Genomic DNA, 15205 nt, shown 5'->3' on the forward strand with positions numbered 1-15205 from the left:
TCCATGGCAGTGCGGACCCGCGCCGCAGCGACCGGCGGACCCACCGTTCCCGGAGTACGCTTGGGGTATTGACAGCGAGTGCGCAACGGGGCGGATTGAGAACGCTCCGGCCACTCACCAGGGCATAAAAATGTGGAGGAAGCATGACCCAGATCGCCAATGAGCTGAGCTTTTCGCAGCAGCTCAATGAGAATCCCAAGAGCAGCGCCGAGCGTGACGCCATTTTGGCCAACCCCGGGTTTGGCGACCACTTCACGGACCACACCGCAGTGGTCGATTTTAAGGTTGACGCCAATGGTGGAGGCGGCTGGTCGAACGCGCGCATTGAGCCGTACGGGCCCATCATGATGGATCCGGCCGCCGCCGTGCTGCACTACGGGCAGGAAATTTTTGAGGGCATGAAGGCCTACCGCCACGCGGACGGGTCGATCTGGTCCTTCCGTGTCGAGGCGAACGCCGCCCGCCTGAACGCCTCGGCGCGCCGCGTGGCCCTGCCCGAGCTGCCGCCGGAAACGTTCGTGGAATCCCTGCGCCAGCTCGTGTCGATTGACCAGGACTGGGTTCCCAGCAACGATGGTGACGCCCTGTACCTGCGCCCGTTCATGATCGCCACCGAGGCATTCCTGGGCGTGCGCCCGGCGCGTGAGGTGTCGTACCGCGTCATCGCATCGCCGGCCGGGAACTACTTCGGCGGCGAGCTGAAGCCCGTGTCGATCTGGCTCACCACCACCTACGCCCGAGCCGGCGAAGGCGGCACGGGCGAGGCCAAGTGCGGCGGCAACTACGCCGCGTCGCTGGCCGCCCAAATGGAAGCCGAGGCGCAGGGCTGCAAGCAGGTCCTGTTCCTTGACCCGCACAATGACAACGCCGTGGAAGAACTCGGCGGCATGAATATCTTCTTCGTGTTCAAGGACGGCACCCTGGTCACCCCCGAACTCAACGGCCACATCCTGCACGGCATCACCCGCTCCTCGGTCATGCAGCTCGCCGCCGACCGCGGGATGACCGTCCAGGAACGCAAAATCACGATCGACGAATGGCGTTCCGGTGTCGCAGCCGGCGACATCACCGAGGTCTTCGCGTGCGGCACCGCGGCCGTCATCACCCCGATCGGCGAGCTGAAGACGGCCGAGGGCACCATCGCCTCGCCCGCCACCGGCATCGGCGAAGTCACCGCCGCCATCCGCGAACAGCTCGTCGGCATCCAAACCGGCAGCGTCGAGGACCTCCACGGCTGGATGACCCGCCTGGCGTAGTTCCCGCGCAAAAGGCCCGCGGCAAGCGGCGAAAATTTACGATTCCTGCGTGATTTTCGCTTCTTGCTGCGGGCCATTTTTGTTGGCATCCGCCGTTGTTCACGCACGACGCCGGGACACCGCCTTTGGTGCGCCGGGTGCCGTAGTTTTTGCACGAGCTCCGCCGTGAAACTTGCGCCGAGTCCACGAATCAGCGTCTGGCCCGCGATTCAGCTGCTGGCCCGCGAACCCTGCGCTTTGAAAGCTGCGCCGTGACGACGAATCAGCGTCTGGCCCGCGATTCAGCTGCTGCCCAACAGCTGATTCGCGGCCCAGGCGCTGATTCGCGACGGAGGGACCCGCCGTGCAGCTCACATGTGGCCATTTGGGGTCAATTGAATCGGGGGAGCAGGATTTCCGTTGTGCGGACACCGAGCCCCGGGGCACCGTCCACTTCCGGAGCCCAATCCGAAAGTTCTGACATTTTTCTGCCCGGGAATGTAACGTAGACCACTTATCCGGAAACTACCTGTGTATGGCGGCCTGTTGGCCGTGCGAAGATTCCAAACTACGCAGCAGGAGGAAAAACCATGTGGAAGCGAACAACAGCAGCGGCAGCGGCGGCACTCTTGGCGGCCGGGGGATTGGGCTTGGCCATGCCGGCCATGGCCAATGCAGCCTCGGACCCGAATCCGTCCGATTCGCGCTTTCCCTATGAGAGCACCGATCCCATCGAGACCGGCTGCAACATCGGCGCGTATGTGGTGAAGGAGTGGGACATGCGCAATGCGGTGTACAACGAGGTTCAGGGCCTGGCCCAGCTGGTCTATTCGCCGGCGTGCGGCACGAACTGGGTCAATGTCTACGGCTTCACGCCGGGCAACACCTATTCAGTCGACATGTCCAACAACCACAACGGCGGCGGGTTCGGCGCAGTTGTGGATGCCGGCGATGCCGCCGACACACTGCAGACCTACGCGCCCGGCAACACGTGCGTGACTGTGGGCTGGCAGGTGCGGAACAACACAACGGCCACCACCGAAGGCAGCGGCCGCAGCACAATCTGCTGACAGGCAGACAAGCTGACCACCGGAGCCGGATCGTGCGCTGAAGCCAGAAACTGACTTCAGCGCACGGTGCGCACCCAGCTCCCGGCAACCGTCCAACGGTGCGCACCCGTCACGACGCAAAACCAGCACCACGCACCAAAACCACAAAGTTGGACCACGGATGGAGGGATCCGGTGTCACTTACCCGGCAGGACAGTTTCCGCGCCTTGCACGAAGAGTTCAAGCCGCGCGTGCTTGGCTATGTCAGGCGTCGGATTTCCTCTGACCAGACGGCAGAGGAAATCGCCGCCGACGTCTTCCGCATCGCATGGCAAAAGGCCGACAGTGAACCAGATCCATCCATTGGCTGGCTGCTGAACGTGGCCCGGAACTTGATCGGCAACGAGTACAGGAGCAGGGCCCGCGCGGCGCAACTGCAGGACAGGCTGCGTGACAGCGAGCGGCTCAAGGCCCAGGGGACCGAGGACGACGGCGCCCGGGCGGCCATCACGGCAGCATTGGCACGGCTGCGGGAAAAGGACAGGGAAATCCTGCAATTGACGTATTGGGAAGAGCTGAGCCTGGCAGAGGTTGCCCAGGTGCTTTCCTGCAAGGAAGCCACCGCAAGGGTCCGGCTGCACCGGGCCCGCAAATCATTTGAAAAGGCGCTGCCCGTGCGGCTGCGTCCCACCGGGAGGGATTGAGATGGACCCCATCGAATCGATGCTTCGCAGCATCAACCCTGTTCCCGATGAAACGGCGGGGACCTCCTCTCCCGTGGTCGCGCCGGAGCCGGAGGTGTCCGCGGCGCCGCACACAGCAGCCAACCGTCCAACCGCGGGCCACCCGCGTCCGGTGCCCGCGGCCGCGGCCCGGCCAAACCCGGAGCGGCCAAGTTCATTGCGGCCGGCAAGGCCACGCAGGCCGTGGTTCGCCAATGCGCGTTCTGTGGCCATCGCGGTGGCGGCCGTGGTGCTCATCGCGGCGGCTGGAGTCTTTGGTGTGCTGGCGCAAGGCGTGCTCAAGCCGCAACCGGCGGGACCCGTCCCAGCCCCGGCCACCACATCAGCCCCGTCACCCACCCCGGTGCCAAGTCCGACATCGGCCCCGGCCACCCAGCCCGCGGCACCGCCCGTCGACCCAACCACCGGGATCAGCTGCACTTTTGACAATGTCACCGTGACGGACCAGGCGGGGCAGATGCTCAGCAACATGAAAACGTTCCCCGGAGACTTCCAGGTCCTCGGGTGTGCCGGCGGGTGGCTGGCTTTTGAACTGACGGACGGCGGCTATCAGCGGCTGCTGGACGAAGGCGCAGGCAACGGCAGCGGTGACGGCAATGGCTCCCGGGGTGACTTTTACTTCGCGAAATTCGACGGCAGCAGCTACCTCTACAACAAATACATTTATGTACAGGGCTGGGATGTCATCCAGACCGCCGGGGGGACGGCGGCGGACAAAGCCGCCGAGCTGGACAGCCGACTGGAACGGAATTTCGGCATTTCCCCCAGCCTGCGCCCCGCGTTGGTCGGCGCCCCGGAATCCACGCCGGCCACGTCGCCCGCGGCAACAACCGCCGCAAGCGATCCGGACACGGGAGCCGCGTGCACCATGGACAGCGTGGCAACGGCTGACAACCCCGAGGCGTGGGTGATGAAGGACATCAACGCCCATCCCGAGAATTACACGGTCCTGGCCTGTGCCGGCGGGTGGCTGTCCTTCAAGCTCAGCGACGCCGGCTACCAGCGGTGGCTCGATGAATTCAAGGCATCCAATTTGATCCAGGAAAGCAGCCCGTTCTTCTACTTTGCCAAGTACAACGGCACCGCCTACGAGTTCAAGCTGGGCCAGACAGTGTCCAACTGGGAGCCCCGTCCGGGAGTGGATCCGCGCCCGGACGCCATGATCAAGGCTCTGGAGAGCGACATGAAGAATGCCGGAGTCCCCGTCTCGCTGCGGGAACAGCTGGTCGGCTCGCCGGAAGACTGACATCCGGAAGCAGGGAGCCGGAAGCGCGGGGCCGGAAGAGCCAGGCACCCGGGTTGCGGGTCCGCGGTTAGACCAGCTCGGCGGGCAGGGGGCCCGAAGCGCCCGGCTGCGGTGCCTTGTTCTCGTGGCCGGGCATCATTTCCCAGCGCTGGCGCGGCAGTGCCGACGACTGACTCTGCTGGATGAAGCCCACCATCGATTCGCGGACCAGGCAGCGCAAATCCCACAAGTCGCCACTGTCCGTGGCGCTGACAACAATCCTGACCCGGACAAAGTTGCCAACAGCGTCCGTCACGTCCAGTTTTCCGGTGCGTCCGTCCCAAAGCTGGGTGGAAGCCAGCAGGCTGGCAAGGTGGGTGCGCAGCTCGGAGACCGGTGTGTGCCAGTCGAGGTCGAGCTCCACGCTGCCCGTGATCTTGGGGCTGTTGCGGGTCCAGTTCTCAAAGGGGGTGGTGGTGAAGTGTGTGGACGGCAGGATCAGCATCCGTTCGTCCCAGACCCGCACCACCACATAGGTCAGCGTGATCTCTTCAACCCGTCCCCACAAGCCTTCCACGACCACCACGTCGTCAATTCGGAGGGCGTCGGTGAAGGCCAGCTGCACACCGGCGAAGACATTTGCCAGCGAACTCTGGACGGCAAGGCCGGCGACGATGGAGATCAGTCCGGCGGAGGCCAAAATGCCGGTCCCCAGCGTCCTGACCTCGGGGATGGTCAGCAGCAGTCCGGCCACGGCCAGGGTGATGACCAGGGCGCTGACGATGCGCCGTCCCAACGTCACCTGCGTGGTGAGCCTGCGACGGCGGCGGCTGTCGGTGACGCGCCCGGTGAATTGGCGCAGGACAATGCGTTCGGCAACCATCAGTGCCGCCAGGAACAACCAGCACAAGGCTGCTATGAAGCCCGCCACGAGAATGAAATCAGTCAGGGCAAACCACGGTTGGCCGGACATGGTGGCAGCCAGCGCAATGCGCAGCCCCGCACACAACAGCACCACAAAGACCGGCGCCTTCGCCGGTGCTGAGCGGCGCTTGAAGTCCGGAATCTTGCGGAAGGCGTGGTTGGTGGCCAGCCGCAGCAGGATTGTAATCAGCAGTGCGGCGGCGACCGCGGCCAGAATCGCCAGGATGGGTTTGATCGTTAGTTCGAGTTCTTCCATCCGTCAATCGTGACAGGGAACCCTGGGGGTTTGTCCAGCTGACCGCCGCGCCAGAGTTCTTTCCCACAAACGCAAGGTGATCTGCCCGCGGACGCAATGATTTCCGGTCGCGATTGCAAAATACTCCGCGCCCGCACGCCATTGACTTGCTCCGACAGGCGCCCAAACACTACCGCCCGGCCCGGTGGGGCGCTACCATGCAGGAATAAACGTTGGATAAATCGGACCGGCCGGCCGTTGGCCGTGCACCGCAAGCTGCACCGCGAACTGGGAGGAGAAACCATGGACGATCAGCAACGCCGTCGTGACCTCGGCGGCAATGACGCCCCGGTGGAAGAAGAGCTGGAAACGTCCTTTGACCGGATCGTTGAGGAAGGGGCGCAGCGTCTGCACAGGACGTGGCCTTCGACACTGGTCACGGGGGGTGTTTGGCGGGATGGAGGTGGGCCTGGGCATCATGGCCTATCTCGCCGTCGAACATGCCACCGGAAACCAGCTCCTGGCCGGACTGGCATTCAGCATTGGTTTCATCGCCCTGCTTTTGGCCAAGAGCGAGCTGTTCACAGAAGGTTTCCTGGTTCCGCTGGCCGCGGTGGCTGCCAAGGAGGCCCGCGTGGGCCAGCTGCTGAAATTGTGGGGCGGCACGCTGCTGGCCAATCTCGCCCGGGGGCTGGGTCATCATGTGGCTGGTCATGCAGGCGTTCCCGGAATGGCGCGACACCGTGGTGGAATCCGCATCGCACTTTGCCTTGGCGCCGCTGTCAGTGCAGACGGCCGCCCTGGCCATCCTCGGTGGCAGCACCATCACGCTCATGACGCGCATGCAGCAGGGCACCGATTCCATGCCGGCCAAGATTGTGGCGGCAGTGGGCGGGGCATTTCTGTTGGCCGGGCTGCCACTGTTTCACTCGGTGCTGGATTCCCTGCTGATCTTCGGGGCGATCCACGCCGGGGCCCCGTTCGGCTACCTGGAATGGCTGGGCTGGTTTTGGTACACGGTGCTGTTCAACGTTGCCGGGGGAGTGCTGCTGGTCACGGCCCTGCGCCTGGTGCGCGCCAAGGAGCTCGTGAAGAGGAAAGGTTCAGAGGCCGACGCCGAAGGCAGGTCCGCCCGGTAGCTGTTTGGCGGGCCAACTTTCCCGCTAGACTCGGTGCCATGCGTATAGCCCGATTTGTAGTTGATAATGACCCCATGTACGGCATTGTGGAAGGCTCACCCGGCAGTGAAATCGTCACCGTCATCAAGGGCGACCCGTTCTTCAATGGCGTGGAAACCACCGCCATCAAGTACCCGCTGGACGACGTGCGCCTCGTGGCCCCGATCATCCCGCGCAGCAAGGTCATCGGGGTGGGCCGCAACTTCACCGAGCACGCCCGCGAGCTCGGCAATGAAGTCCCCGAGAGCCCGCTGTTGTTCCTGAAGCCGAACACGTCAGTGGTTGGCCCGAACGAGCCCATCGTGCTGCCGGAATTCTCCGAGGAAATCTCCTACGAGGCCGAACTGTGCGTCGTCATCGGCCGCATCTGCAAGGACGTCCCGGAGTCGCGCGTGGACGAGGTCATCTTCGGCTACACCTGCGGCAACGACCTCACCGCCCGCGACGTGCAAAAGAGTGACGGCCAGTGGGCCCGCGCCAAGGGCTTCGACACCTCCGCCCCGCTCGGCCCGTGGATCGAAACCGAGCTGGACCCCGACGACGTCGCCATCAAGGGCTGGCTCAACGGCGAACTCCGCCAGGACGGCAACAGCAACCAGATGGTCCGCAGCGTCCGCGAACTCGTCTCCATCGTCTCCCACGCCTTCACCCTCCTCCCGGGCGACGTCATCATGACAGGCACCCCGGCCGGCGTCGACCTGCTCACCGAAGGTGACCGCTACGACGTCGAAATTGAAGGCATCGGCCGCCTTTCCAACCCTGTCGTGCGCCGGTAGCGCAGGCGTCTTGCTGGTCAACGTACGACGCCGGGACCTGGCGTGAGGGGGCAGCGCGCCTTTGGGCGCGGCATTGGCCAGGCGATGAACGAGGCTGCCCAGCGGAGGTTGAAAAACCCGCCGCCGAAGCCCTATGCGGGGTGGACATTTGCGGCCGCGGCAGTGTTTGGCGTGACGGCGAGGGTCATCTTCATGAGTGGCGGTCCGCAGCTGCTCGCGCAGGTGTTCATCGTCGTCGCCGTGGTCCTGGCGGCTGCCAGCTTGTGGCTGCGGCTGAGAATGCGGCGGAATTCCCGAGCCCGGGACGACGCCCGGAGCCCGGAAAACACCGACGGCAAATAGCCGCGGTGGACTTCTGCAGCAGGCGCCGCGGGTGACAACTTTAGTTGGATGTGCCGGCATGGTGCGGACTTTTAGGCTTGAAACATGAAGATAAAAATGTTGCGTGCCGGAAGCCCCTGGCGGACCGTTGCCCTGGTCGTGGCAGTTGTGTTCGCAGATGTCATGCTGTGCATGGTCTCGATCGGACTGGGCATTGACGATGGGACGGTGCCAGACCCTGAAAATTCCGGGCTTGAGTGGGCCCGCTTTGGATTAGCGCCGTTGTTCGCGCCGCTGGGAGGACTTGCACTGATCTGGAGGCACCGCTTCCCGAAATCCGTGGCGGCGGCAACAGCCATTGTGGGCGCGTTGTCATTCAGCGGCTTTGCGTTCTTTGTGGCCTTGTTCCTGCTGGCCAAGCGCCGGCTTGACGGGTGGGTTGCGGGCGCAATCGTGCTGGCTGTGGGTGCGGAAGCGTTGCTGGGGATTGAACCGCTCACGTGGGGCCTGTTGCTGTTTGCCGTCGTGGGACAGTGCGCCATCGCGGCCTGGGGCGCTTACCGCGGCCAGCGGGCCAGGGCGCTGGAGGTAACCATGGCCTCGCTGCGCGACCGTGCCGAACGCGCCGATGCTGAGCGGCTCGCTGAGACAAACCGCAGCAAGCTGGCCGAGCGCCACCGGATTGCCCGCGAAATGCACGACACCCTCGCCCACAAGATGTCGTTGGTAGCGGTCCAAGCCGCCGCATTGCAGGTTGACGCCCCCGACACGGAGACGGCAAACGCCGCCAAGGTCATCCGCGAAACCGCCCACGCCGCCCTCGGCGAACTTCGCGACGTGCTCGGCGTACTGCACGAGGACGGCACCTCGGCGGTGGAGACCGAATGGACCACGGTTCCGCCCGGTCTCTCACCCGGTTTCACGAGCGCGGGTCGTGCCAGTCTGGATGTCGGGAGTGCGGTGGCCGTGAAGGAACCGGCGCACTCCCGCACAGTCCATTCCCGCATGGCGCCGTCGGATATGGGGCAGATTGCCGGATTGGTGCAGGAATGGCGCCAGGCTGGGATTGCCCTTGATTATTCGCCGAATCCGGAATTGGCCAGTGCTATTCCAGAAGCGGTCAGCCGGGCCGCTTACCGTGTGGTGCAGGAGGGGATCACGAACGTGTGCCGACACGCGCCCGGTGCGCAGGCAGCCGTCACCCTGGAAATGCACTCTGTGGAATCCGGCAGCAGTGAACTTCACATCCTCGTTGTGAATGACCGCCCGTCGGCGAACCACCAACCTCTCGTGAACGACCACCAGTTCGCGGACGACTCCGGCGATCCGGTGCAGCCCGCTCCGGGAGCCGGGATCGGCCTTGTCGGCCTGGCTGAACGCATCCGGCTGCTGGGCGGAACCCTGCACCACGGTCCCACGAAATCCGGCTTTGAACTGCAGGCCGTCATCCCGGCCTGGCACCAGAACGGCGGCAGCCCCGAATCATGACAATTTCCCAAACAGGTGCCGCACAAACCGCCGTCACTGACGCCGTCACGGCTGCCGAAGCTGACTCCCGCACAGCTGCCGCACCCACCACCGTGCCGGACCTCGTGCCGGAAACCGTGTCCGACCCCCTGCCGGCGAATACTGCCGGGGCCCCGGACCAGATCCGCGTCATCGTGGTTGACGACGAACAGCTGGTCCGGGCCGCCCTCATAAAGATGGTGAACTCCAGGGCGGACATGACGGTTGTTGGCGAGGCAGCCAGCGGTCCGCAGGCGGTGACGTGCGCGCGGCGCCGGCGGTCCGACGTCGTGCTGATGGACGTGCGGATGCCCGGCGGCGACGGCATCACGGCCACGGCGCAGCTGCGCCGACTGGAAACGCCGCCGCAGGTGCTGGTGCTGACGACCTTCGACCTGGACGACCACGTGTTTGCCGCGCTTGAAGCGGGTGCTGCCGGTTTTCTGCTCAAGGACACCGACCCGGACAGGCTGTTTCACGCGATACGTGCCGTCGCCGCAGGGGAGGGAATGCTGGCGCCGACGGTGACCCGGCGGCTGATCGAGCGGACCCGGGAACGCGCGGCCGCGACGAAATCGAACGCCGCCGTGGCCAGGCTGGAGCTGCTGACCGCCCGCGAGGCCGAGGTGCTGGATGCGGTGGCGCAGGGGATGAGCAACGACGGGATCGCTCGGGAGCTGTTCCTGAGCGAGGCGACCGTGAAGACGCATGTGTCGCGCATCCTGGCGAAGCTGGGGCTGGAAAACCGGGTGCAGGCGGCCCTGCTGTTCCGGGACTCCCGGCACTGAATCGCCCGGTGCCGGAGTCGGCTATTTGCCGGAGTCGCCCATGGCCGCCGCGTGTTCGGCCCAGTGGTCGGAGGACGGCAGGTCACGCAGGCCGCGGTTCATGAACGCCAGGGCGGTGGCAACGGCGCAGATGCCGGCACACGCCAGAAGAATTCCGCTCCAGCCCAGGAGTGCGTACCCGAAACCGGCAACGAGCGGGGCCAGGGGAGTGGCACCCATGGACAACAGGTCCAGGGCACTGCCTGCCCTGCCCAGCAACTCGGTGGGCACTGCCACCATGAAATAGCCGAGGAGGGCGGCATTGATGGCGGGGGCACCGAAAACAGCCGCAGCCTGCACCACCATGATCGCCGGCAGCGCCGTGACAAAGGGCAGCACGGCAAGCGACGCGGTCATCAGGAACAGCCCCGTGATGATGATCCAGCCCGCACCGACCCGCCTGACCAGGGGAGCGGCAATCAGCGATCCCAGCAGCATGCCGACCCCGATTCCGGCAGAGACCATGCCGATCTCCGCCGGTGTGCCGCCTTGTTGCTGCAGCCCGAAAATCACTGACGTGACGGCCGAGTTGAGGCCCAAATTGATGATCGTCGCCAGAATCATGATGCCGCGCAGCTCGGGGCGCCGGACCAGCCACTTGATTCCGGAAACAGCCTCGCCCACGAAACTGCGCAGGAGCCCGCCACCGGAAGTTGTGGCCCCTGGATCGGTGTTGTGTCCGGTGGCTCTTCCGGCGCTGCTCTCAGTGCGTCCTTCGGTGCCGCTTTCGGTGTCCGGCTGACGGACTGGGCGGTCCAGAGGGCGCAAATCGCTGCGGATCATGAGGGCCGCGACGATGCCCAGGGCATGGGACGCTGCCGTCGCCGCGAAGGGCAGCGCGCGGCCAAACCCCATCAGGATGCCGCCGACAGGTCCTCCGGAGAGGGCTATGACCGCATCACGTCCCTCATTGGCCGCCATGGCGGGTCCAATTTGATCGGCACGGACCACCGACTTCAAGGCTGCGTTGGAGGTTGAACTGAAGAAGCCGTTCCGCATGCTCATGAGCAGATTGAGCCCTGTCAGAAGCCAGAATCCCAGCAGTCCTGAGAGCTGAAATGCCGTCAGGGCGCTGCCAATGGTCAAGCCGATGACGCCGCCCACAACCATCAAGGTGCGGCGGTTGTGCCTGTCGGCAACAACGCCGCCGGGGAGCGTGGCCAGGACTCTGCCCACCTGCCCAATCGCGGCAATGATGCCCGCCTGGGCCGGGCTCCCCGTGATGTAGAGGGCCAACAGCGGGACAGAAAAGCTGTGCAGTGCGGAACCAAACGCCGTCGACGTGTCAGTGGCCAGCCACCACAGATAGTTGGGATTGCCCGTAAGGCGGGTCGGGGTTTCCGCGGCGTCTTCGACGGGCTGCTGGCTCAAGGTCATACCCCCAGCGTATATGCGCAAATATAGTTGCGCAATATAAATTGCCTAAGTATTTGGGTTGTTTGTACACTGGGGCCATGGCAAGAAGCACCGATGCTGGATCAACCAGCGGGAACGATGACCCCAGTACCGCGATCAATGGGCGCACCATGACCTCGCCCATGCTCAAGGCGATGTCGAGCCCACTTCGACGGCGGATCATGTCCGTCCTTGCGGCGCAGGATTACGCCCGCGCAACGGACCTGGCCGAACAGCTTGGGGTGGCGGCAAACAAGCTCAGCTACCACCTGCGAATTCTTGCCGATGCGGACATGATCCAGCCAGCCCCGCAATTCGCCCGGGACAACCGCGACCGGGTGTGGCAGGCTGCCAATGAGGCCTACCGGCTCGGGTCCCCGGAGGACCCGCTGGGGGCGGCCGATGAGTATTCCCTGGGCGCATACCTTTCCCAGATGGAAATTGACCAGCACGCAGCCCTGTCACGGGTGCTCACGTGGGCGCCGGACTTTGCCACCGGCAGGGACGCCGATCCAAAGGCTGAGATGTCGATCGGCACCCTGCGGCTGAGCTCAACGGAAGCCATCGACCTTTTTCGCGAGATCGAACAGGTTGTCAAGAGAGCACGGGCACTGCACCGGGACCCGGGGGATGCCGACGTCAAGACCTGGGATTACACGTTCATGGCGGTGCGCGAGGACCTGTGAGGTCGGTGTCCGGCAGTGGTTGTGCGGCGGCTCGTGGATGGGTGCCGGCAGCTCCGGCCACGAAAAACGAGTCCGGTGAAGGAGTAGAATCGACAAGTCCTTTGCCCCCTGAGCCACGCTCTGCCGCCAAAACATGCGACCGAACGGGGATCTCGAACGCAGGGACGTTCACCGACTAAAGGATTTTCGTGTCACACGACGTCACCGACACAGCTTCACATCTGCCTGGCGCAGGCAACGGCCCAGACAGAGGCACAGACACAAAAACGGTTTCGGCTGAGGGGTACCAAAAGACCCTGTCGCGACGGCACGTGACGATGATCGCCATGGGTGGAGCCATCGGCGTCGGACTTTTCATGGGCGCGGGCGGACGGCTTGCCAGCACCGGACCGGCACTCATTTTTTCCTACATTTTCGCAGGCGTCATCGCCTACCTGCTGATGCGGGCCCTCGGCGAGCTCATCATGTACAGGCAAACTTCAGGGTCCTTCGTGTCCTACGCGGGCGAACTCTTTGGCAAGAAGGGCGCCTACCTGTCGGGCTGGATGTACTTCATCAACTGGGCCATGACCGGCATTGCCGAACTCATCGCCATCGGCCTGTACTTTCAATACTTCTTCCCCGGGGTGCCGGTGGAGATCAGCGCACTGTGTGCCCTGGCGCTGCTGGTGGCGGTGAATCTGCTCAGCGTAAAAGCATTTGGCGAGTTCGAGTTTTGGGCGGCCTGCCTGAAGGTTGGCGCCATCTTGATCTTCCTGGCCGTTGGCACGGCCATGGTCGTCATGAACACCCAGGTCGGTGAAACCCACGCCACCGTCAACAACCTTTTCCACGCTGAGGGCGGCATGTTCCCCAAGGGCGGGCTGGTCATGATCCTGGCGCTGAACGCGGTCATCTTTGCCTACAACGCCATCGAACTGGTGGGCATCACAGCCGGTGAGATGAAGAATCCGGAACGGGAAGTGCCCAAGGCGATTCGCGCCGTCGTGCTTCGCATTGTGGTGTTCTACGTGGGCTCGGTGACGCTGCTGGCCATGATCATGCCGTCGGACCAGTACAAATCGGGGGAGAGCCCGTTCGTGACGGTGTTTGCCACGATGGGGCTGGACTGGGTGGGTTCGGTGATGAACTTTGTAGTCATCACCGCGGCCCTGTCGTCCTGCAATTCGGGGCTGTACTCGATTGGCCGAATTTTCCGCACCATGGCCAACAACGGGCACGCCCCCGGCTGGCTGACCCGGATGTCGTCGCGCTATGTGCCGTACGCGGCGATTCTGAGCATCGCCGGCGTGTACGTGGTGGGCGTGCTGGCCAACATTTGGCTGGGCGGATCGTACGCCTTCGACCTGGCCCTGAACACCGCCTCCATTGGCGTGATCTTCACCTGGGCGTCCATTTTTGCCTGCCAGATCATGCTGCGGCGCAAGAAGGGAAAGGTGTCGACGCTGCCCATGCCGGGTTCGCCGTGGACAAGCTGGATCGGTCTGGTTGCGCTCATGGTGATCACGGTGCTCATCGGCTTTGACACCCTGACCAAGCCCGACGGCAGCCAGTACCTGCTGGGCCTGTGGACCTTGTGTGCCGTCCCCGTGATCGCCTTGGTGCTCTGGTTCGGCTGGCAGTTTGTGAAGAAGAACGAGCCGAAGAACGCACTGTTCAGCTGACGCTTGGCTGAGTGGGGCTGAGCGTTGACGTTGGATCCGGAATTCGAGTCATCAGTGCGTCACCAGTCCGGATTTCGTGTCACCGGTCGACGGCCTGATTGTTGTTTGGCAGCAAGACTCGACCATGCCGATTTGGGATTGTCCTTGCGGCTCATATGGGGCCTTCTACGGGATGGCTAATCCTTGGCTATTGCGTCTGGAAGAAACTCGCCCGTCATTTGACTCGTAGAGCTCAATTGCCCGACCCAAGCCGTTCTGGCATGCGGACAAGTAAGGGGCCAGCGTGGGGGCGCCGAGGGAAACTGAAATTGGCTTTCCCGCTGAGCCATCCTCCCATTCGTAGTAGGCTATGAATAACGCAGCGAACAAGCATCGCTTGCTAATACATCGAGAACCCCGAAGCCTAGCTTCGGGGTTACTTCGTTAAACCAACAGCCTGCGAGGGCACGGGGACCGGCCAAAATGTGCGCCATCGGATCGTCGGCTAGATGTTGACGTTCCCAGATGGTCAAGACTCAACAGAACAGCGCGCTCGAACGCTACATGTTGAGGCCCATGAGGCTCCGACAGCTGTCACTGGCGGACGGATGCAGCGGCGGTCACTAGGCGCGTGACCGAATGGGCTAATCAGCGATAATGCAGCTTTTCCCGTCAATTACCATCCGCATCTTCGGCGACTCTAACGTCAGCTCTCTTTCGCCTGTGCAACCGGAAGTTGCCTCGACTGAGATCCAGCCCAAGGGGATACCTTCGATGCCGTATGTGGATCCAACTGAGACTTCTTGCGAAGTGATTAATTCTCCATCAGGGCCAATGATCTTGACCTCATAGGAGCTACCTTGGGCCCCGGGGACCATGGTGCGTACTTCGACTTCAACACTTCCGGAGTTAGCGCCGGGGGTGCAGCCAGCCATGGCACCGACTGCCAAGAGGGCTGCCGCGACACGAGCGAGGTACTTACGGTGCATGGACATTCTCCTGACTCCCGCAAGCGTTGGCTCGATGCTCGAAAGTACCGGCTGATTCCAGACAAATCTGGAATCAGGATGAACAGGACGGCCTCAACGATGATGCACATCGTAGGAAAGTGACACCAATGTGAGAATTCCGCGGATCCAGCTTGAATCATAGCCGCAGGTCAGAGAGCACCGCTGGTGGCAAACACTTTTGGATCCGACAGCTGAATGAAAAGCCGCCGCTCCTGCCCACCGTCCCGCTGGTGCGGAGCCGGTGGGCAGAAGCGGCGGCTTTTTCACGTCCGTATCTTGCCTGTCATTCCTTGCGTGCTGCACCCCTGCGCCGCAGCATGACCGTCAGTGCGATGGCTACGAGGATGACGCCGAGGATTGCCAGAATGGGTGCCGGAGCGGAGGCGGCGCCAGCGGGGGTGACCGCTGAAACGCCGTCGTACAGTTCCGAGGTGCCGTCGGCCACCTGGGTG

14 protein-coding genes and 1 pseudogene are annotated in these 15205 nt (G+C 63.7%); 12 read left to right on the forward strand and 3 right to left on the reverse strand.

Going from position 1 to position 15205, the window contains the following annotated elements; genetic code table 11:
- Positions 1-143 precede the first annotated feature (143 nt).
- The 4 genes from ACT3TS_RS15105 to ACT3TS_RS15120 all read left to right on the forward strand — a co-directional run bounded on the left by ACT3TS_RS15105 (position 144) and on the right by ACT3TS_RS15120 (position 4273).
- Positions 144-1256, forward strand: coding sequence for a branched-chain amino acid aminotransferase (locus ACT3TS_RS15105; protein WP_444532339.1), 1113 nt, complete (start codon positions 144-146; stop codon positions 1254-1256).
- A gap of 569 nt (positions 1257-1825) precedes the next feature.
- Complete coding sequence (locus tag ACT3TS_RS15110) at positions 1826-2305, forward strand: DUF2690 domain-containing protein (protein ID WP_444532340.1); 480 nt, start codon at positions 1826-1828, stop codon at positions 2303-2305.
- A 173-nt stretch (positions 2306-2478) separates the two neighbouring features.
- A complete protein-coding gene (locus ACT3TS_RS15115) occupies positions 2479-2988 on the forward strand; it encodes an RNA polymerase sigma factor (protein WP_444532341.1) in 510 nt (169 codons plus the stop codon).
- A 1-nt stretch (position 2989) separates the two neighbouring features.
- A complete protein-coding gene (locus ACT3TS_RS15120; RefSeq protein WP_444532342.1) occupies positions 2990-4273 on the forward strand; it encodes a hypothetical protein in 1284 nt (427 codons plus the stop codon).
- A gap of 67 nt (positions 4274-4340) precedes the next feature.
- Here the strand turns inward: ACT3TS_RS15120 and ACT3TS_RS15125 are convergent, their stop codons facing one another.
- Both ACT3TS_RS15125 and ACT3TS_RS15130 read right to left on the reverse strand, forming a co-directional pair.
- Positions 4341-5432 carry a mechanosensitive ion channel family protein gene (locus ACT3TS_RS15125; protein WP_444532343.1) on the reverse strand — a complete coding sequence of 364 codons (1092 nt, stop codon included), beginning with the start codon at positions 5430-5432 and terminating at the stop codon, positions 4341-4343.
- A 192-nt stretch (positions 5433-5624) separates the two neighbouring features.
- Positions 5625-5825, reverse strand: coding sequence for a hypothetical protein (locus tag ACT3TS_RS15130; RefSeq protein WP_444532344.1), 201 nt, complete (start codon positions 5823-5825; stop codon positions 5625-5627).
- A gap of 64 nt (positions 5826-5889) precedes the next feature.
- On the opposite strand from ACT3TS_RS15130, the pseudogene ACT3TS_RS15135 reads away from it, so the two are divergent.
- From ACT3TS_RS15135 to ACT3TS_RS15160, 6 genes and pseudogenes are all read left to right on the forward strand, one after another.
- A pseudogene (locus tag ACT3TS_RS15135) lies at positions 5890-6036 on the forward strand (formate/nitrite transporter family protein); the annotation flags it as partial.
- 88 nt (positions 6037-6124) lie between these two features.
- Positions 6125-6550: a formate/nitrite transporter family protein gene (locus ACT3TS_RS15140; protein WP_444532351.1), complete on the forward strand. Its 426-nt coding sequence runs from the start codon at positions 6125-6127 to the stop codon at positions 6548-6550.
- Between the two features lie 38 nt (positions 6551-6588).
- Positions 6589-7365 (forward strand): fumarylacetoacetate hydrolase family protein, encoded by a 777-nt coding sequence (locus ACT3TS_RS15145; RefSeq protein WP_444532352.1) that lies wholly within the window; start codon positions 6589-6591, stop codon positions 7363-7365.
- Between the two features lie 42 nt (positions 7366-7407).
- Positions 7408-7707 (forward strand): hypothetical protein, encoded by a 300-nt coding sequence (locus tag ACT3TS_RS15150; protein WP_444532345.1) that lies wholly within the window; start codon positions 7408-7410, stop codon positions 7705-7707.
- Between the two features lie 84 nt (positions 7708-7791).
- Positions 7792-9174 (forward strand): sensor histidine kinase, encoded by a 1383-nt coding sequence (locus tag ACT3TS_RS15155; protein WP_444532346.1) that lies wholly within the window; start codon positions 7792-7794, stop codon positions 9172-9174.
- Positions 9171-9980 (forward strand): response regulator, encoded by an 810-nt coding sequence (locus ACT3TS_RS15160; protein ID WP_444532347.1) that lies wholly within the window; start codon positions 9171-9173, stop codon positions 9978-9980. The genes ACT3TS_RS15155 and ACT3TS_RS15160 overlap by 4 nt, the downstream gene beginning before the upstream one ends.
- Positions 9981-10001: 21 nt before the next feature.
- Here the strand turns inward: ACT3TS_RS15160 and ACT3TS_RS15165 are convergent, their stop codons facing one another.
- Positions 10002-11396: an MFS transporter gene (locus tag ACT3TS_RS15165; protein ID WP_444532348.1), complete on the reverse strand. Its 1395-nt coding sequence runs from the start codon at positions 11394-11396 to the stop codon at positions 10002-10004.
- 77 nt (positions 11397-11473) lie between these two features.
- Between ACT3TS_RS15165 and ACT3TS_RS15170 the strand changes: the two genes are divergently transcribed.
- Positions 11474-12100, forward strand: coding sequence for a helix-turn-helix domain-containing protein (locus ACT3TS_RS15170; RefSeq protein WP_444532349.1), 627 nt, complete (start codon positions 11474-11476; stop codon positions 12098-12100).
- Between the two features lie 221 nt (positions 12101-12321).
- Complete coding sequence (locus ACT3TS_RS15175; RefSeq protein ID WP_444532353.1) at positions 12322-13764, forward strand: amino acid permease; 1443 nt, start codon at positions 12322-12324, stop codon at positions 13762-13764.
- Positions 13765-15205: the final 1441 nt, after the last annotated feature.

This window comes from Specibacter sp. AOP5-B1-6 (genome assembly GCF_052376555.1).
GTDB lineage: Bacteria > Actinomycetota > Actinomycetes > Actinomycetales > Micrococcaceae > Specibacter.

Excerpts from the sequence above, each read along its gene's own strand:
- ACT3TS_RS15105 (WP_444532339.1), top strand. The coding sequence starts at position 144 with ATGACCCAGATCGCCAATGAGCTGAGCTTTTCGCAGCAGCTCAATGAG.
- ACT3TS_RS15110 (WP_444532340.1), top strand. The coding sequence starts at position 1,826 with ATGTGGAAGCGAACAACAGCAGCGGCAGCGGCGGCACTCTTGGCGGCC.
- ACT3TS_RS15120 (WP_444532342.1), top strand. The coding sequence starts at position 2,990 with ATGGACCCCATCGAATCGATGCTTCGCAGCATCAACCCTGTTCCCGAT.
- ACT3TS_RS15125 (WP_444532343.1), bottom strand. The coding sequence starts at position 5,432 with ATGGAAGAACTCGAACTAACGATCAAACCCATCCTGGCGATTCTGGCC.
- ACT3TS_RS15140 (WP_444532351.1), top strand. The coding sequence starts at position 6,125 with ATGCAGGCGTTCCCGGAATGGCGCGACACCGTGGTGGAATCCGCATCG.
- ACT3TS_RS15145 (WP_444532352.1), top strand. The coding sequence starts at position 6,589 with ATGCGTATAGCCCGATTTGTAGTTGATAATGACCCCATGTACGGCATT.
- ACT3TS_RS15155 (WP_444532346.1), top strand. The coding sequence starts at position 7,792 with ATGAAGATAAAAATGTTGCGTGCCGGAAGCCCCTGGCGGACCGTTGCC.
- ACT3TS_RS15160 (WP_444532347.1), top strand. The coding sequence starts at position 9,171 with ATGACAATTTCCCAAACAGGTGCCGCACAAACCGCCGTCACTGACGCC.
- ACT3TS_RS15165 (WP_444532348.1), bottom strand. The coding sequence starts at position 11,396 with ATGACCTTGAGCCAGCAGCCCGTCGAAGACGCCGCGGAAACCCCGACC.
- ACT3TS_RS15170 (WP_444532349.1), top strand. The coding sequence starts at position 11,474 with ATGGCAAGAAGCACCGATGCTGGATCAACCAGCGGGAACGATGACCCC.